Origin of the sequence: Brucella cytisi (genome assembly GCF_038433355.1) — a bacterium.
GTDB lineage: Bacteria > Pseudomonadota > Alphaproteobacteria > Rhizobiales > Rhizobiaceae > Brucella > Brucella cytisi.
Genome location: NZ_JBCAUP010000001.1, coordinates 155,856 through 174,454 on the forward strand (window position 1 = coordinate 155,856; position 18,599 = coordinate 174,454).

An 18,599-nucleotide genomic window follows, 5' to 3' on the forward strand; every position below is an offset into this window, starting at 1 on the left:
GTTAATGCTCAAGCCCATGCGCCCATCCATGCTCGATCCATTTTTTGCTTCCGTTCGTTCGCTTTCCGGCATTGGCCCGAAGGTTGCCGCCCTGCTTGGCAAACTGCTTGGCACCGACATACCGGGCGCGGAGCCCAAGGTCGGTCAGCTCCTGTTTCTGGCACCGCACAGCGTGATCGACCGACGCAATCGGCCTGGTATCGCGCTTGCTCAGGAAGGTGCAATCGTCACGCTGGAAGTCATCGTAGACCAGCATCAGCCTGCACCACCCGGGCGTGGCAATGTTCCGCATCGCGTCTTCGCTCATGACGACACCGGCGAAATCGCGCTGACCTTCTTCCATGCGCAATTGCCGTGGTTGCAAAAAATGCTGCCTGAAGGTGAGACTGTCATCGTCTCGGGCAAGGTGGAATGGTTCAACGGTCGCGCCTCCATGGTCCACCCGGACTATATTGCGAGCCTGGAAGATGCAGCCAATCTGCCGATGGTCGAACCGGTCTATCCGTTGACCGCGGGTCTGTCGCCAAAGACATTGGCGCGCGCCGTCAAGGAAGCACTGGCCCGCGTGCCCCCGCTGCCGGAATGGATCGACGGCCCGTTGCTGGCGCGGGAGCGCTTCACCAGTTTCCAGCAATCGCTGAACACGCTTCACCTGCCGGAAGACCCGTCGGATATCGCGCTTGAAAGCATTTCGCGGCGCAGGCTTGCATATGACGAGTTTCTGGCCGGACAATTGGCACTCGCCCTTGTTCGCGCTAAAACACGGCGGCTTTCCGGTCGTCCATTGGAGGGCACGGGACGCATCGTCGCCGAAATCATGCGCCACCTGCCCTATCGCTTGACCAAGGGGCAGGATCAGGCTGTTCGCGAAATCATCACAGATCTTAAATCGCCGGAGCGCATGTTGCGGCTTTTGCAGGGCGATGTCGGCTCCGGCAAGACGGTCGTTGGATTGCTTTCCATGGCCCACGCCGCAGAATCTGGTGGACAGTCAGCACTCATGGCGCCTACGGAAGTTCTCGCCCGTCAGCATTTTGCAACCATCACGCCGCTTGCGGAGAAAGCGGGATTGAAAGCCGCCCTTCTGACCGGTCGCGAAAAGGGCCGTGACAGGAATGCAGTTCTCGAAGGATTGAAAACTGGCGAAATCGATATCGTCATCGGTACACACGCGCTGTTTCAGGAAAAGGTCGAGTATCACGACCTCGTTCTGGTCATCATCGATGAACAGCATCGCTTCGGCGTGCACCAACGCCTGATGCTGACCGCAAAGGGTTCTGCACCGGATATGCTGGTCATGACGGCTACGCCCATTCCGCGTACCCTCGTCCTCACCGCCTTTGGCGATATGGACGTGTCGAAACTGACCGAGAAGCCTGCCGGACGCCAGCCCATTACGACCGCCATTGTGCCAATGGAGCGTATGAGTGAACTTGTCGAGCGCATCCGAAAAGCTGTGGCAGAAGGACAGAAAATCTACTGGATTTGCCCGCTCGTTGAAGAATCCGAAGTCGTTGAACTGACTTCGGCGGAGGAACGTTTCGAAAGCCTCAAACCCGTCTTTGGGGATCGCATCGGTCTCGTCCATGGCCGCATGAGCGGGGCTGAAAAAGACGAAGCCATGCGGGCATTCAAGCAGGGCGAAACGCGGGTACTGGTCGCGACCACTGTGATCGAAGTCGGCGTAGATGTGCCCGATGCGACGATCATTGTTATCGAACATGCCGAACGTTTCGGCCTGTCGCAACTGCACCAGCTGCGCGGTCGCGTGGGGCGCGGCGACAAACCGTCGACCTGCCTGCTGCTTTACAAAGGCCCGCTGGGCGAAATCGCACAAGCCCGGCTGAAGGTCATGCGCGAGACGGAAGACGGTTTTCGTATCGCGGAAGAAGATTTGAAACTGCGTGGCGAAGGCGAATTGCTCGGCACGCGGCAATCCGGCACTCCAGGCTTCCGCTTGGCTTCCATCGAAGCGCATGGTGATCTTCTGGAAATCGCCCGCAAGGATGCGCGCTATATTCTGACAAGCGATCCAGATCTGGAATACGAACGCGGACAAGCACTGCGCGTGTTGCTATATCTTTTCGGGCGCGACGAAGCGATCAGGCTCCTGAGAGCAGGATAGCAAAATGGCGGCCATCAGCCGCCATTTCTATTAACTTATCAAGATTTTGCTATAATAAGCTGATTTCACTCGACAGTTACCGACTTTGCGAGATTGCGTGGCTGATCGACATCCGTCCCCATCAGAACGGCTGTATGATAAGCCAGCATCTGGATCGGCAGCGCATAGACGAGCGGCGTGATGAATTCCGGCACATCCGGCAGAACGATGGTTGCCATCGTATCGATGCTTGCGGCTTTAGCGCCCTTCTTGTCGGTGATGAGAATGATGCGACCGCCGCGTGCTGCAACTTCCTGCATGTTGGAAACCGTCTTCTCATAGAGACGATCAGACGGCGCGATAACGATAACCGGCATGGTTTCATCGATCAGCGCAATCGGGCCATGCTTCAACTCGCCAGCGGCATAGCCTTCAGCGTGGATATAAGAAATTTCCTTGAGCTTCAGCGCGCCTTCCATCGCCAGCGGGAAAGACGTGCCGCGACCGAGATAAAGCACATGATTGACCTTGGCCAGTTCATGGCAGACCGCAGCGATCTGGTCTTCAAGCTTCAGAACCTGGTTGATGAAACGCGGCGCTTCGGAAAGCTGGCGTACCAGTTCCTGTTCCCGCTTATCATCGATTGCGCCACGCGATTTTGCAGCCGCAATTACCAGCGAGGCCATGGCCGAAAGCTGGCAGGTAAAGGCCTTGGTGGAAGCAACGCCAATTTCTGGGCCCGCAAGCGTCGGGAAGACAGCATCGGATTCACGCGCAATGGTCGAGCCGGTGACATTCACGACGGCGGCAATCTTCAATCCTTGCGACTTGCAGTAGCGTAGCGACGCCAGCGTATCAGCTGTTTCGCCCGACTGGGACACGAACATCGCCAGCGAATCCCTCGAAAGAGGCATTTCGCGATAGCGGAATTCGGAAGCGATATCGCTGTCAACTGGCAGACGCGCGATCTGCTCAAACCAGTATTTGCCAACAGAAGCCGCATAGTAGGCCGTACCGCAAGCAGAAATCGTCAGGCGATCGATCTTGCTGAAATCGATATCAATGGCTTCCTGACGAACCTTGCCCGTCGTGAAGTCGAGATAATTGGCGAGCGTGTGGGAAATGACTTCCGGCTGCTCGAACATCTCTTTCTGCATGAAGTGACGGTGATTGCCCTTGGAGACGAGCATATTCGCCGTCTGCGTCTTCTGGATCGGCCGCTCAACTTCACTGTTGTTTTCGTCGTAAACGATCACACCCTTGCGCGTCAGCACGGCCCAGTCGCCATCTTCGAGATAGGCGATAGTATCCGTGAAAGGCGAAAGTGCGATAGCGTCGGAACCGAGGAACATTTCGCCCTCACCGTAACCGACGGCGAGTGGAGGCCCCTGGCGCGCTCCGATCAAGAGTTCTTCGTCACCCTCAAACAGGAAAGCGAGTGCGAAGGCACCATGCAGCATCGGCAGACTGTCGCGCACGGCTTCAACCGGAGACTTGCCCTTTGTCAGTTCGCGGGTCACCAGATGCGCAACCGCTTCGGTATCGGTTTCCGTCTGGAACTTGTAGCCTTCCGCCTCAAGCATGGTGCGAAGCTCGGCGAAGTTCTCGATGATGCCGTTGTGGACGACCGCGAGACGATCGGTAATGTGCGGATGCGCATTGCGTTCCACAGGCTTGCCGTGCGTAGCCCAACGGGTATGGCCGATACCGATAACGCCGGGAAGCGGCTCTCCGGCCAGGCGCTTTTCCAGATTGACCAGCTTGCCTTCCGCACGGCGCCGGTCGAGCCTGCCATTCTGTAGTGTGGCAATACCGGCAGAATCATAGCCGCGATATTCAAGTCGCTTCAGTGCATCCACAAGAAGCGGAGCGACTTCGTTATTTCCGATGATGCCGATAATTCCACACATAGGCTGCTCCAAATCCGACGTTCAGGCGTGTTGTTTTGCGGTTTAAAGATTCTAACGCAGAACGGCAACCCAGGGGATTGCCGTTCGATTAAACAATTGGACGACTTATTTGGTCGCGGTTTTAGCCGCTTTGATGGCAGCGTACTTCTCTCGCAGGATCTTCGCCCGTCCCTCTTTTGTTTCCTGCCGGGCACGACCGAAAGCCAGCGCATCGGCAGGGACATTGTCGGTAATCGTGCTGCCTGAGGCGATATAAGCATTGTCGCCGATTTCCACCGGCGCGACCAGTGAGCTGTTCGACCCGATAAATGCGTTTTCGCCGATCACCGTCTTGTATTTGTTGTAGCCGTCGTAATTGCAGGTGATCGTGCCAGCGCCGATATTGCTGGAGGCTCCCACAGTCGCATCGCCGATATAGGTTAGGTGATTGATCTTCGCGCCTTTGTGCACGGTGGCATTTTTCACTTCGCAGAAGTTGCCAACCTTGGTCTTCTCACCAAGATTTGCACCCGGGCGCAGCCGCGCAAACGGCCCGATTTCGGCCTTCGGCCCAACGTCAGCACCTTCCATATGCGAGAAGGAATGGATCAAGGCACCCGTCGCGACATACACGCGAGGACCAAAAAACACGTTCGGCTCAACAATGACGTCGGCTTCGATCAGCGTATCATGCGAAAAGAAAACAGTTTCAGGTGCAATAAGCGTCACGCCCGCAAGCATCATCTCGCGGCGCTTGCGATCCTGCCAGATGGCTTCGGCTTCTGCCAGTTCAACACGATTGTTGATGCCGATGACATTATCAACAGGCACTTCGATGGCCGTCACGCTCATGCCCTTACTGTGGGCGATGGCGACAATATCGGTCAGATAATATTCGCCCTTGGCGTTGCTATTGTCCACCGCATCCAGAAGCGCCAGGGCGTGTTGACCACGAACCGCCATCAGCCCGCCATTGCAGAATCCGATCTGCTTCTGCTCTTCGGTTGCGTCCTTTTCCTCAATGATGGCGACAAGTTTGTCGCCTTTCTCGATGAGGCGACCGTAGCCGTGCGGATTGTCCGGACGGAAACCGATAACGACAACGTCTGCACCCTCGGCCAGTCGTTCGCGAGCTTTCTGCAGAGATTGCGCCTCAATCAACGGCGTGTCACCAAACACGATGAGCAGATCGTCATAACCGCTTTCTATTGCTTCACGCGCAGCGAGAACCGCATGCGCAGTGCCGAGACGTTCCTTCTGTTCGAAGGCCGACACCGGACCTGCATTCTTTTCTACTGCCGCCCGCACATCGTCGGCGCCACGCCCCACCACCAGCGCAACATCGCTTTTGCCGGTGCCCTGAACTGCCTTGACCACGTGAGAGACCAGCGGCAAGCCTGCCACCTGATGCAGTACTTTGGGCAAGTTAGATTTCATGCGTGTGCCTTCGCCAGCAGCAAGTACGATGGAAAGGCAGGTACGGTCTGTCATGGTATCGTCCAGAAAATTGAGATGATTTTCGCTCTTAACATCAAAGCGTCTATGAAAACTTACGGGCTGCTGCCAAACCTTTAACCTAACCGTCCGAGCGCGGGGAAATTCTCAAGCAGCCAGAACGAGAAGGATTGCATGCCTCCGGTCAGGAACAGGACACCTGCAGCGACCAGAAGCGCGCCCATTGCTTTCTCCACCTTGCCGAGATGCACGCGGAAACGTGAAAGAAACCGCATGAATGCGCCGGAAAAAAGGGCGGCAATCAAAAACGGAATGCCAAGGCCAAGCGAATAGGTTGCCAGCAATAACGCGCCCTCACCAACCGTGCTGCTGCCGCCTGCAAGCGTCAGAATCGGCCCAAGAACAGGCCCGATGCACGGCGTCCAGCCGAAGGCGAATGCCAGTCCCATGACATAGGCTCCAAGCGGCGATGCCGGAGCGTTGCGTGCCTGAAAACGAGCTTCGCGGGACAGGAACGAGAAACGCAAGATGCCAAGAAAGTTCAGTCCCATCAATATGATGACGACGCCCGCAACGATTGCGATCTCCTGCTGCCATGCGCGCAGGAAGGCGCCGATGGACGAAGCTCCAGCGCCGAGCGCCACAAAAACAGTTGTGAAACCGAGAACAAAACAAATTGCCGCAAATGCCAACGAACGGCGCGCTGAAGGCGCGGCGGCAACGGCTGTCGCCTTATCTGCGCGAAAATCTTCAACGCTCACGCCCGCCATATAACACAGATAAGGCGGCACGAGCGGGAGAACACAGGGCGACAGGAACGACAGTGCACCGGCTCCGGCTGCGGTCATATATGAAATATCGAGCACCAACACCTCTTTCAGTTCATCAAGCGGCTGGCCAAACCACAGGCTTATATAGACTAGATTCTGCTCTACTTAGAATATTTTCAATGCGGCATCTCGCTCGAACACAAGTTCGCCCTAAATCGAGATCATTGCGCGATTTATAATATATTGCTCCAACTGGACGACGTTCCTATGAGCCTTATTGATGATGAAGTGCCTTCAACACCACCTGCAACGTCGACAAGACATTCTGGCTGGCTCAAGCGATACCAACATTTTCTGTTTCCAATAGCGGGCATCGCCATTGCGCTGCTGGCGATCTATGTGCTGGAGAATCTGCTCCAGAATACGTCTCGCACGGAAACACTCGCTGCCTTCCACGACATTTCGTGGACGACACTTGGTTTAGCTGTGTTCTTCACAGTTCTGAGCTACGCAGCCGTCGCACTCTACGATGTGGTGGCTGTCGATACGATTGCGCCCAACCAGATACCGCGCCGCATCGCTGCCATCGCAGGTGCTGCCGGCTACGCAATCTCCAACGCGCTTGGGTTTTCCCTGCTGACCGGCGGCGCATTGCGTTATCGCATCTATGCTGCGGAGGGTGTTAGCCTTGCCGATATCGGCAAGATTGTCGGGACATCATGGTTCGCGATCTGGTTCGCACTGATCATCATGGTCGGTGCAGCGCTTCTCATCGACCCGCAGGATGTTCCCTGGCTTTCCACCATCGATTCCCGAATCGATATCGTCGCCGGTATCGCCATTCTGGGTGGCATCGGCTGGCTGATCTACTGGCTGTCTTATGGACAGCGTAGTTTTACGGTGGGTTCGTTCAGTCTGCGCTTGCCGAACTCAAAAGGCGCTCTGACCCAGATCTTTGCCGGGCTTGTGGACGTGGGCGCAGCTGCCGCTACACTCTATGTGCTCATGCCTGCCGACGCAGTGCCAAGCTTTGCGGTTTTCGCGTTGGTCTATGTCATCGCCATCGTGCTGGGTATTGCCAGTCATGCTCCGGGCGGTCTAGGCGCATTTGAAGCGACAATCATTGCTGGACTCGGCCTAGGCGGGAAGCCGGATGCAATTGCGGGGCTTCTCGCCTACCGTCTTATCTATACGGTTATGCCGCTCGTTGTAGCGACCGCAGGCATTCTCATATGGGAGGTCATGCGGCGGCGCCATATGCTCGGCAAGCAGGCGCGCTTCGCCAAACGTCTGGTCGAGCCACTCATCCCGAGCCTTTCTGCCAGCATCATCTTTCTCGGCGGCATCATTCTTCTGGTGTCCGGTGCGACACCAGACCTCCGCTACCGCGTAAAATTGCTCTCCGACATTGTTCCTGAATCTTTCATGGAAATGTCGCATCTTGCCGCCAGCCTCGTCGGAGTCGCGCTGCTGATCGTTGCACGCGGTCTGTCTAAGCGGCTTGCACGTGCGTGGGTAGCAGCACTAATCCTCCTCCTCAGCGGCGCTGTCTTTTCCCTCGCCAAAGGCCTTGACTGGGAAGAAGCGACCATCCTTTGCATTTCTGCATTCACACTTTGGGGCTTCCGGGATTCGTTCTATCGCCGCCCGATTTCCGGACCGTTCGATTTAAGCTGGAACTGGATCGCGACCGTCGGCACGACGGTGCTTGTCTCAACATGGCTCGGCTTCTTCGTCTATCGTCACGTGGAATATTCCAATGACCTCTGGTGGGATTTCGCATGGAACGGCAATGCGCCCCGGTTTTTGCGTGCGACTGTCCTTGTCTTCGCCGTGGTCGCTGCAGTGGGCCTTTACTCGATTATCAACCGGGCTGGTCACCGCAAACGCAAGGTGGATTATTCCATACCTGATGTCGTGCCGGATCTCGTTGCCCAATGGCCACATACGGATGCCGCTTTGGCAATGCTTGGTGACAAGCAATTCCTCCTCGCGCCAGACAAGAGCGCCTTCATCATGTATGCGCAATCAGGGGGCAGCCTGATTGCGCTTGGAGAACCCATAGGCCAGGAACAGACGGCTAAGGAGCTTGCATGGTCATTTCACGCACTGGCCGACGAGCTTGCCCTGCGAACCGTATTCTACGGTGTCGGCCCGCAAAGCCTGCCCCTGTTTCTGGATATGGGACTGATTGCCCTGAAGCTCGGCGAAGTCGCCCGCGTTGATCTCGCCAATTTCTCGCTCGATGGTCCGCGTCGCCAGCCATTCCGCTATGCCGACCGCAAGATCGACAAGGACGGCCTTACGTTTGAAATCATTCCGGCGGCCGACGTACCGCCACTCATTCCACGCCTGCGCGAGATTTCCGATGCGTGGCTCGATTTCAAGTCGGGCAGCGAGAAAGGCTTCTCGCTGGGGTACTTCGATGACGAATACATGAAACGCTTCGACGTCGCAGTGCTGAAAAGTGACGGAGAAATCGTGGCTTTCGCCAATATGTGGCGTGGTGCGGACAAGTATGAAATCACCGTCGACCTCATGCGTTACATGCCCAATGTACACAAGCTTCTGATGGACGCGCTGTTTGCAAAACTGCTGATGGCCAGCAAGGAAGAAAGTTACAAGTGGTTCAATCTTGGTGCTGCCCCGCTTTCCGGCCTGAGCGGTAGCAGGCTGGCGTCCCGCTGGAACCGTTTCGGCTCCTTCATCTACAAGCGTGGGGCCGATCTCTATCATTTTGACGGACTGAAAGCTTTCAAGGAAAAGTTCGATCCAGTCTGGACCCCGCATTACATGGTTTGCCCGGGTGGCCTGGAAACGCCGCGCGCGCTTCTCGATGCCACAACCCTCATCAATGGCAGTCCTCTGGAGTTCATCCGCAAATGACGAAAAGACGCGTTCTCTTCATTTTTCTTGGACTGGCGTTGGTGGCTGCGGTGGGCGCGTATGGCGCAATACATACAGGCAAGTTCGCCCGACTCTGGACGAAAATCACCGATTCCGATGAACCGGTCATCCACGCCAGTGCTGAAAGACTGTCCAATATTCCGGTCTACATGCCTAAGAACGACCCCGTCGGCCTTGCGATTTTACTAAGTGACGAAGGAGGTATGAGCGACCGGGAGAAAAGCTTCATGGACGCCATGCTTGCCCGGAACATGATCGTTCTGCCGGTCGAGCTTAGCCCGTGGCGCGCCGCACTCGATAAGGAAGATGGCGATTGCAACTATCTCGACTCTGATTTCGAAGCCATTGCCAAGGAGGCTCTGCGTGGACTTGATTTGGGCGTCTATTTTCATCCCGTTCTGACAGGTGTTGGACAAGGCGCTACCATCGCATATGCCGCAGCCTCGGATTCTCCCGATGCGACGATTGCAGGCGCCGTATCGCTTGATCCGGTCCCAGCCAAGACCCGTCTGCCTTCCTGCACCGAGAAAGCCGAAGCGACCAAGGCGCCCGATGGCGGCTTCATCTATGGCTTCAACGCGGCAATTCCCGCCCCTGCCCTTGTGGTCGGTCCCAGCGGATCGCCGGTCAACAATCCGGTTACAGCCCGCCAGGAAAATGTCGCCGTGCTTCAATCCGCTCCGGAATTTCCTGCTCGGCTGAAAATGGCTGTCGACAATGTCGTCGCCATGGCGGATCAGGATGCCAAGAACGAAGCCCTGCCTATCGTCGATCTTCCCGCCAAAGGCGGCAAAGCCGATATGGTTGCCGTTTTCTATTCGGGTGATGGTGGCTGGCGAGATCTCGACAAATCCATTGGTGAATGGCTGCAGGCTCATGGCGTTCACGTGATCGGTGTGGATTCGCTTCGCTATTTCTGGTCGGAACGAACGCCGGAAGAAACAGCCAATGACACGACGGCCATGATCAAGAAGGCCGACCCGACGAACAAATTGCCGGTTGCAGTTCTGGGCTACTCATTCGGCGCCGATACATTCCCCTTTGCCTGGAAATATCTCGACCCTCCCATACAGGACCGGACGAAAATGATCGGGCTTCTTGGTGTCGAGTCGACGACGACCTTCCAGGTTTCGATTGAAGGCTGGCTCGGAATGGATGGCGACAAGGATGTCGTTCCTGCTATCTCGACAATCCCGCTTGATCGGGTTGTTTGCGTCTATGGCGAAGAAGAAGACGATACCGCCTGCACAGCTGCCGAGCTCAAAGGGATGGAAGTCATGAAACTGGCCGGCGGTCATCATTTTGATGAAAATTATGAGCCAATTGCCGCCAGTCTTCTGGAAAAGATGCGCGTCCGTGCCGGATTGCCGCCACGACCGGCCAGTTGATAATTAAGCCAGAGCTGGCGCCCGGAAGACGGGCGCCAGCTTTTGATCTAGCGCCCGGCAGGTTTTTGACCGCCAAACCACCAGCGCACGGAATCAACCAGCAAGAATGCAATCAGACTGATACCGACCAATGGCAGCGTCCAACCTACAAATACAGCAGCGATTACGATCCCAATCTGTTGCGCGGCAGTGAGACGTCTCCAGCTTGCAATCAACGTTCTGGGCATTGATCCGGCAGGCGGGCGACGCTGCCACCAGATGCGATAGCCATAGACAATCATCACAATCAGCGAGAGGCCGAGCGCAGCCATCACGATCTGATTAGTTACCCCGAACAGGACACCCATATGGAGATCGATACCCCAGCGGATCAATTTTGCGATAAGCGGAAAACTCTCGAAGTCAGCTCGACTGATAACCTCCATATTTCGGGGATCGAGAGCAACCGTATCCACTTGTGTCGGCCAGGAACGGTCATATTCACGCACCAGCCAGCCTTGATCCGATGAACGGGGCAGTCGGATTTCAAGCATCGGCGAATCGAGGCCTGCCTGTTGTGCAGCCAGATAAACACTATCCAGCTGTCTGACATGATCCTGCACATCTCCTGTTCCGGACGGCATCGGCATGCCGCCATGGTCCTGATGCGCACTCTCTTGGCTAGATTCTGTCGCCTTATTCAGAACTGTCGAAACTGAAGGCGTAATCCAGCCAACCGCCGCTCTGAACTGATCAATCCTTTCCCCCGCCAATTGCGACCAGGTCATGCCGGTTGCCGAAAGGAACAAAAGACCGACAGCTATCCAGATACCGACCTGACTGTGAAAGCGGCGGGTCTTCAGGTGGAGATTTTTCGTTTGTTTTTGTTTTCGCCGGATCTTCCGATTCCACCACCAAAGCAGAGTGCCGCCTAGAGCCGCGATCCACAGCCAGGATGCAGCGAGTTCACTGTAGTAACGCCCAAAATCCCCAAGCATCAGATTGCGGTGTAGGTAGTCGATCCCCGCGCGAAACGGCAAGGTCCCACTTGTGCCATAGGCAACGAGGTCGCCCTTTACGGCCAGCGTGACGGGATCGATGAAGATTGCCCGGCTTTCAGATTCTCCCAATCCAGGCTGGGTGAACATGACCCGTGTATTCCAGCCGGGCGCAATTGAAGGCCTCACGGCAAAAAGTTTTGGGCCCTCGCCTATAAAGGCTTCGGCCGCCTTCACCTGGTCCGCCAATGGCTGCAAGGTTCCAAGTGATGCGGTACGCAACTGGTCGCGGTAGATGTAGTTTTCAAGCTGAGGCGTCAGCACATAAAGCGTGCCCGTCACAGCTGCAATCAAGATAAAAGGACCAACAAACAGGCCGAGATAGAAATGAAGCCGTGTGATGAAGGCCTGGAAGCCGGAGTTCGCAGAACTAGTGGTATTCGGCCGTGCTTGTACCCCAGCTTTTCCTTCAAGAAGCGTATCCGTCATGGAACCCTCCTTGAAAAGCAGTCGAAGCACAGCGCAGTGCGTGGGCAGCCAGCCTGGGCTGCCGCGATAAAATCATGATTTTGCATCGATATCTCCAAACGATATGAAATTGCCGTCGCGGGGCGGCGGCGTCGTTTTCAAAGATCGTGCGAAGCGGGAGGCCCTCTGGCTTGAGCAGCCGTAACAAACTGACCAGGAGGTGCGCGAACCGCGAGAGGAAAAGCGACCGTGTCTTTCGCAACAATCGAATCGAAAGACACGGTGACCGGCTGTTCTGTCAATCCTGTCCCAATGGCACATGCGGCCTGACATAGGGTCGAGCAGCAATGTCTGGCGAGATCTTTAAGGGGAGCGTTTGCATCTGCCTGCGTCCTATGGACTGAACAGATCACGGACGAGGGACCAGCGCTCCACGCCGCCATGGAAGCCTGCGCGTATGCCGTTACTAGCCCTTGCAGAAGAATAACAAAGGTCAGCGATACAACCCAAAGGGCGGTATCCGACCGATCGCCAACAATTCTTCTACGCAAGGTCATGATCGCTCATGGCATTCTTGCAATGCAAAGTCACTGCGACAAAGGTGAAATGAACCAATTTGAAGAGAAAGTGGTGAGCGCGCAGGGATTCGAACCCTGGACCTACTGATTAAAAGTCAGTTGCTCTACCGGCTGAGCTACGCGCTCCCTGTAGGAGCAAATCGCCCCCGGAAGTGCGGCGGAACATAAGGGCGGCTTACGGATTGGTCAACACCATAAAATCAGGTTTCTTCAACATAAATTCAAAAAAATCACAGGTCTGGGATACTCCATGCCAGACCGCCTCTTCCATATGCCGGTAAACAGGCGCTTTTCATGCTCGTTTGGATACTTAACACCCTGAGCAGAAGGGCGATTCTGAATCGCGAGGTGCCTAACCAGGGCTATTCAGCTCCTGCTTCTCCGTGCCGGGCCTTGCCGCCCGCTCTTGCTACAGCTAGTTTCATTCCGATGACTTAATCTGCGTGGTGCTTCATGTCTCTGGCCACCAAGGCATTTTCTCATTTCCGACGTTCCTTGTCCGGCGTGGGTATCGCGCTCGGAACACTGTTTTTCGCCGCAGCCCTCACCCCCAGCCTTATCCCGCGAACCTACGTCATGCAGGGAATTCTCGGAGGTGTCGCCTTCGGAGCCGGTTATGGCATCGGCGTATTGTGGCGCTGGCTATGGCATTATCTGGAATTGCCTGAACCTCGGAATCGCCTGCGCAGTCGGGCCAATCTTGTGGTGGGTTTGGTTTGTCTCGCCGTGGCCGTCGTAGCACTCTATTTTGCCGCGGGCTGGCAGAACTCAGTTCGTGCAGTCATGGATATGGAGCCGGTGCCCAGCGCCTATCCAATGAGTGTCTCCGCGTTAGCTGTGCTGACATTTCTGGTTCTGCTAATTCTGGTTCGCCTTCTCATTCTATTGGGGAAATTCGTCTCCGCTAAAGTACAACTCATTATGCCTCGCCGGTTAGCCAATGTCCTGGGCGTTACGATCACTGTTGTGCTCATCTGGACCATCGCCAACGGCCTGCTCATCCAGTCCACTTTCAAGGTTCTGGATCGTTCGTTTCGCGAGTTTGACGCTCTGATCGAACCGGATCGCCCACAACCGACATCACCGAACGAGACTGGCAGCGCCGCTTCGCTTTTGCATTGGAACGAGCTTGGGCGAGCTGGACGTGAGTTCGTTTCCTCGGGTCCCGGATCTGCCGATATTGCTGCCTTGACTGGCGAAATGGCTATAGACCCGATACGGGTCTATGCAGGTCTGCAAGTAGCCGATACGCCTGAACAACGAGCCGAACTGGCACTTGAGGAACTGAAGCGTCAGAACGGTTTTGAACGTTCTGTGCTGGTCGTCATCACTCCAACCGGTACAGGGTGGGTAGATCCAGCAGCCATGGACGGACTGGAGTTTCTGCACAATGGCGATGTGGCCAGCGTTGCCATGCAATATTCCTATCTTTCCAGTCCCTTGTCGTTGTTGTTCCAACCCGAATACGGAGCAGAAGCGTCCCGAGCTCTGTTCATAACCGTCTATAATTACTGGAAAAGACTTCCGCACGATCAGCGCCCACGTCTGTATCTCTATGGCTTGAGCCTTGGGGCGATGAATTCTGAAGTCTCAGCCGAGCTTTTCGAAATGCTTGACGATCCAATCAACGGTGCCTTGTGGAGCGGGCCACCTTTCCCGAGCAGGGACTGGAAAGCCATGACCCGACGAAGAAACCCTGGAACTCCAGAATGGCTACCAGTGTTCCGAGACGGCTCCTTTGCCCGTTTCATGAATCAGAATGGTGAAGCGCTGGGAAATGGAACCCGCTGGGGGCCGTTGCGGGTGGTGTATCTGCAATATGCCAGCGATCCGGTGACATTCTTCGACAGTCTATCGTTCTATCGTCAACCTGACTGGATGCAGGCACCGCGCGGACCGGATGTTTCACCGGAACTGCGGTGGTATCCTGTCGTGACCATGCTGCAATTGGCACTAGATATGGCTTTTGGAACCGCCACGCCGATAGGACACGGGCATGTTTATGCTCCGGAACACTATGTCAATGCGTGGCTGGAAGTCACCGACGTGACCGGATGGGACGCAGACAAGATCATGAGGCTAAAGCAGCACCTGCGCCAGAAAATGGATGGAGAAAGCGTCGAAGGTTATGACCAGCGCGGAGGGTAGAACACATCCCAAAAAGGATGAAACGCTTTTCGGGATGTGCGTCAAACGTGACAGTCACGACCCAGCTGGTCGCTCTGCAACTATATCAATAGTCAGGTGATTTCTGCTGCGTCTGGGAATTGCTCAGGTTCAGCATGGGTATTGCTCCATTCGGTAGCATCGTGCTTGGCAGCTGACCGTCCCATCGTTCTGCTTGCGTCAGTGCGACAAGACCCGGATTGTCACGCAGTGCATCGCCACGTGCCTTGATCGCGGTTGCTTCCGCCTCGCCCTTTACACGTATCGCTTCTGCGTCGGCTTCAGCCTGCAGACGAACGGCATCGGCCTGAGCCTGAGCTTCGGCACGGCGTGCGTCTGCCTGCGCCTTTGCCTGCGTCACGGTGATTTCAGCCTGTACCTTTTCGCGCTCTGCATTCTGGCGGAGACGCTGCACTTCAACTTCGGCCAACATACGCTGTTCGATGGACTGCTCATAGGAGTCCGAAAAATCGATATTCTCGATCTGCACCGTGTCGATAATAACCGGACCGCGTACACTGCTCTGAATTGCCTCCGCAATTTCCTGATTGAGTCGGCTACGCTCCTGAATGGCTTCCACAGCATTGAATTTGCCGAAAACAGTCTTGCTTTCCTCAAAAACGCGTCGCTCGACAAGGCGGGACAATAGGCCGTCTTCACCGCCGTAGGTCGCGTAGACTTCCTCCACACGGTCTGGCGGAATACGATAATTGACCGACAGGTTCATCGTAGCTGGTTGCTGATCGCGGCTATAGGCTTCCATGCTGTTATAGATCGCAGCCTTGGATTGCACCGATATTCGCACAATCGAATCGATCACCGGAATTTTGAAGCCCAGCCCCGGTTGTGCAACACCGGAAACCGCCCCATAGCGCAAAACAACGCCGCGCTCACCTTCGTCAATCGTGTACCAGGAACCAAGTACTACGCTCAGTATGCCGAGTATAACTATACCGGCCAAAGCCTTGGGTAAAATCTGGCGCATCCCGTCTCCTTTAGCGCTTCGTTATGAAATGGGGAGACCGAAAGCGATTCAACAAATGCACCCCGGAATCTTATCCCGCCGCCTTTTAGAATGCACAGATATGGATGACAATTACTCACGGATACAGTTGATAAACTTAGTCCACAAAAACAAAGCCGCCCATGAAGGGCGGCTTCATTGAGTTTAACAAATTTCCACTGTCAGTATGGCGAATAACACTGCTGACGAGGACCGTTATACGGCTGGAAAGTGTTGTCGGAAGCCCGATAGGACCGATAACGATTATAACACCACTGGACATGCGAGTTGCTGTAACCGTAAGCAGGCGCGCGATAGACCGGTGGGGGTGGCGGAGCTGCGATCGCACCACCGATGATTGCGCCAGCGCCGAAAGCTGCGAGCGGATACCACCACCCGTCATTGCTGCGACGATAGCCATGACGGTAGTGCCGATAACCGCGGTGTCCATTCCAATAGCCAGGTCCCGGACGATGAGGACGGCCATGCCAGCCCGGACGATACCCAGGTCGGTGTCCACCCCAGTTTCCATGTCCTGGCCCGCGGCGCCAGCGGTCATCGCGGACCTGCTGAACATTCTCATTACTTGCCGCAGGCGCAGTTGGCATCACAGGTGCAGCCGAGACCGGAACCATTGCGCCGATCAGAAAGCTTGCACCGACGAGGCCAGCCATCATCTTTTTGAAGGTGTTCATCCTGTGCTTCTCCATTTCTATGATGCCATCATTGCTTTCCGTTTATGAATGCACGCTGAATATTGTCGGTAAATTATGTTCATGCCTTATTTTCACGTCGCAATGCATGGCCATTCCATCAATGATTTAACGAAAGAGCCAATGTTTTCGTTCGAGCTATTCCATTATTTTTGTTCGCAAATTAAGCGACAATGAGATAACTTGCGTGAATTAGGACAGCTTGTAAGCGTTTTCAGCGAGTGGGGTTTGCATTGGCAATAAGAGCACAGCCGTCCGTGAAAGTTTTGGGAGCATCTTTCTCCCAGGAAGCGAATCCCTTCACGGCAGCGGTTGAACTGACGCCCATGCCAATGCTCATCACAAATCCGCGTCTGCCGGACAATCCGATCATCTTTGCAAACGAGGCCTTCCAGAACCTCACTGGTTACGAGGCCGACGAGATCATCGGGAAAAACTGCCGCTTTCTTCAAGGCCCTGGCACAGACCCGAAACATGTCGAGATCATCCATACGGCATTGGAAGCCGAACAGTCCGTTGAGATCGATATTCTCAATTATAAGAAATCTGGCGAGCCGTTCTGGAACCGACTTCATATCTCCCCGGTCAAAACCGAGAATGGCGAACTTCATCACTTCGTTTCGTCGCAGCTTGATGTGACGCTGGAACTCGGCAAACTGGTTGAGCTCGAAAAAGAACGCGAAACGCTCTCAATTGAAAAGCAGCGTAGCAGCGATCAACTCCAGTATATCGTTGAAGTGGCGAATGTCGGTTTCTGGACGCGAGATTACACGACCGGGGAGATTAGCTGCTCGGCCGAATACCGTCGCATTTTCGGACTGACGCCAGACGAACCAGTCAACTACGACAAGATCATCGACATGGTGATGCTTGAAGACCGGATAACACTTATCCAGCGTTCGCAGGAATCTTTTGCCACAGGCAAATCTTTCCGGGTTGAATATCGCATTACCAACAGGCTGGGACAGGTGCGCTGGGTGGAAACACGAGCCAAAGCTCTCCTCGGCAAATCACCTGCGCTTCTGGGTATCGTCATCGACGTCACCGAACGCAAAAAAGCCGAAGCTGACAAGGCACTTGTGACCCGCGAAATTTCGCACCGTTTCAAGAACTCAATGGCAATGGTGCAATCGATCGCCAACCAGACCTTGCGCAATGCCACCGATCCGCAAACCGCGAACGAACTATTCAGTGAGCGGCTGCGAGCGCTTAGTCAGGCCCATGACATGCTGCTTCAGGAGGACTGGACGGGCACAACGCTCAGCCAGATCTGCGAAACTGCCCTCGCCCCATTCAACAGCACATTCGGTCATCGAATCCGAACCAATGGTCCAGAACTCCTGGTAAGCGACCGTGTAACGGTTTCGCTTTCGCTTGGTTTGTACGAACTCGCGACCAATGCCGTGAAATACGGCGCGCTCTCCAATGAAAACGGCACGGTCCAATTCAGCTGGGATGTGCTCGAAAGGCAGGGCGAGCGAAAATTTCATATGCGCTGGGTTGAAGACGGAGGACCCGCAGTCGAACGCCCTACCCGACGTGGCTTCGGCCAGCGGCTGCTCTATTCCGTTCTTACGGGCGAACTCAGGGCCAAATGCGACATCAACTTCGCGCCAGATGGACTGGTGATTGACGTCCTGGCCCCTATGACAGCGGATGTATTTCCGCAACTTGACAGTCTTTCCGACACACAAGCCGAGCCGGTATAAAAAGAGCAGCGAAATCGCTGCTCTTTTTCTTTGTTAGTTGTGCGGGCCGCGACGACGTGGCTCAATATAGATTCTGTCGCGATGACGATCACGATCATGGCGCCAGCGTCGGTCACGATCCCGTTCGCGATAATAACGTGGTGAGTGACGATCCCATCCGCGACGATCATCCCGCCAGCGGCGATCGGTAACACAGCGACCGCTCGGCGTGCGAACCATGCCGCGACGGCAGCGATAGTCGACCTGAATGGCCGAACCAGTGCTATTGGCGGCTATAGCCGAAATCGGAGCCGGAGCAACCGGTGTGCCTGCTTCAGCGACAGCGGTAACCGCAAAGAGCGCGAGAGCCGCAGAAAGTAACGTAAATCTCATTCCGGGTTCCTTTCCAGAGATGGCCAGAATTGGAATCTTGCCCGCAGATAGGTAGGCCAAACAATCATTTGGTAAAGTCACTTAATCTTACGACGCTCTA

At 55.3% G+C, this 18,599-nt stretch carries 12 protein-coding genes and 1 tRNA gene; 5 read left to right on the forward strand and 8 right to left on the reverse strand.

The features are described 5' to 3' along the window. Positions 1 to 4 precede the first annotated feature (4 nt). Complete coding sequence (gene recG, locus AAE521_RS00710; RefSeq protein ID WP_342060253.1) at positions 5 to 2,125, forward strand: ATP-dependent DNA helicase RecG; 2,121 nt, start codon at positions 5 to 7, stop codon at positions 2,123 to 2,125. A 65-nt stretch (positions 2,126 to 2,190) separates the two neighbouring features. On the opposite strand, the gene glmS is transcribed toward recG, so the two are convergent. From glmS to AAE521_RS00725, 3 genes are all read right to left on the reverse strand, one after another. Then, positions 2,191 to 4,014 carry a glutamine--fructose-6-phosphate transaminase (isomerizing) gene (gene glmS / locus AAE521_RS00715; RefSeq protein WP_342060254.1) on the reverse strand — a complete coding sequence of 608 codons (1,824 nt, stop codon included), beginning with the start codon at positions 4,012 to 4,014 and terminating at the stop codon, positions 2,191 to 2,193. A gap of 105 nt (positions 4,015 to 4,119) precedes the next feature. Then, a complete protein-coding gene (gene glmU, locus AAE521_RS00720) occupies positions 4,120 to 5,484 on the reverse strand; it encodes a bifunctional UDP-N-acetylglucosamine diphosphorylase/glucosamine-1-phosphate N-acetyltransferase GlmU (RefSeq protein WP_342060255.1) in 1,365 nt (454 codons plus the stop codon). Positions 5,485 to 5,564: 80 nt separating this feature from the next. Continuing rightward, positions 5,565 to 6,314 (reverse strand): cytochrome c biogenesis CcdA family protein, encoded by a 750-nt coding sequence (locus AAE521_RS00725; protein WP_012093029.1) that lies wholly within the window; start codon positions 6,312 to 6,314, stop codon positions 5,565 to 5,567. Between the two features lie 171 nt (positions 6,315 to 6,485). Here AAE521_RS00725 and mprF point away from each other — a divergent pair, with 171 nt between their 5' ends. After that, positions 6,486 to 9,104, forward strand: coding sequence for a bifunctional lysylphosphatidylglycerol flippase/synthetase MprF (mprF, locus tag AAE521_RS00730; RefSeq protein WP_342060256.1), 2,619 nt, complete (start codon positions 6,486 to 6,488; stop codon positions 9,102 to 9,104). Beyond that, positions 9,101 to 10,513 carry a virulence factor family protein gene (locus AAE521_RS00735; RefSeq protein ID WP_342060257.1) on the forward strand — a complete coding sequence of 471 codons (1,413 nt, stop codon included), beginning with the start codon at positions 9,101 to 9,103 and terminating at the stop codon, positions 10,511 to 10,513. The genes mprF and AAE521_RS00735 overlap by 4 nt, the downstream gene beginning before the upstream one ends. A gap of 47 nt (positions 10,514 to 10,560) precedes the next feature. Here AAE521_RS00735 and AAE521_RS00740 read toward each other — a convergent pair whose 3' ends face one another. After that, a complete protein-coding gene (locus AAE521_RS00740) occupies positions 10,561 to 11,979 on the reverse strand; it encodes a PepSY-associated TM helix domain-containing protein (protein WP_071633729.1) in 1,419 nt (472 codons plus the stop codon). Between the two features lie 607 nt (positions 11,980 to 12,586). Continuing rightward, positions 12,587 to 12,662, reverse strand: a tRNA-Lys gene (locus tag AAE521_RS00745). A gap of 327 nt (positions 12,663 to 12,989) precedes the next feature. Between AAE521_RS00745 and AAE521_RS00750 the strand changes: the two genes are divergently transcribed. Continuing rightward, complete coding sequence (locus AAE521_RS00750) at positions 12,990 to 14,684, forward strand: alpha/beta hydrolase (protein WP_071634077.1); 1,695 nt, start codon at positions 12,990 to 12,992, stop codon at positions 14,682 to 14,684. A gap of 85 nt (positions 14,685 to 14,769) precedes the next feature. Here AAE521_RS00750 and AAE521_RS00755 read toward each other — a convergent pair whose 3' ends face one another. Further along, entirely contained in the window at positions 14,770 to 15,687 is a 918-nt protein-coding gene (locus AAE521_RS00755) for a prohibitin family protein (RefSeq protein WP_071634076.1), read from the reverse strand. Positions 15,688 to 15,887: 200 nt separating this feature from the next. After that, on the reverse strand, positions 15,888 to 16,400 hold the full coding sequence (locus AAE521_RS00760; protein ID WP_071634075.1) for a BA14K family protein: 513 nt from the start codon (positions 16,398 to 16,400) through the stop codon (positions 15,888 to 15,890). A 251-nt stretch (positions 16,401 to 16,651) separates the two neighbouring features. Between AAE521_RS00760 and AAE521_RS00765 the strand changes: the two genes are divergently transcribed. Next, positions 16,652 to 18,127 carry an HWE histidine kinase domain-containing protein gene (locus AAE521_RS00765; protein WP_374864427.1) on the forward strand — a complete coding sequence of 492 codons (1,476 nt, stop codon included), beginning with the start codon at positions 16,652 to 16,654 and terminating at the stop codon, positions 18,125 to 18,127. 33 nt (positions 18,128 to 18,160) lie between these two features. On the opposite strand, the gene AAE521_RS00770 is transcribed toward AAE521_RS00765, so the two are convergent. Further along, positions 18,161 to 18,499, reverse strand: a complete 339-nt coding sequence (locus AAE521_RS00770; RefSeq protein WP_071634073.1) for a hypothetical protein — start codon at positions 18,497 to 18,499, stop codon at positions 18,161 to 18,163. Between the last annotated feature and the right edge of the window lie 100 nt (positions 18,500 to 18,599).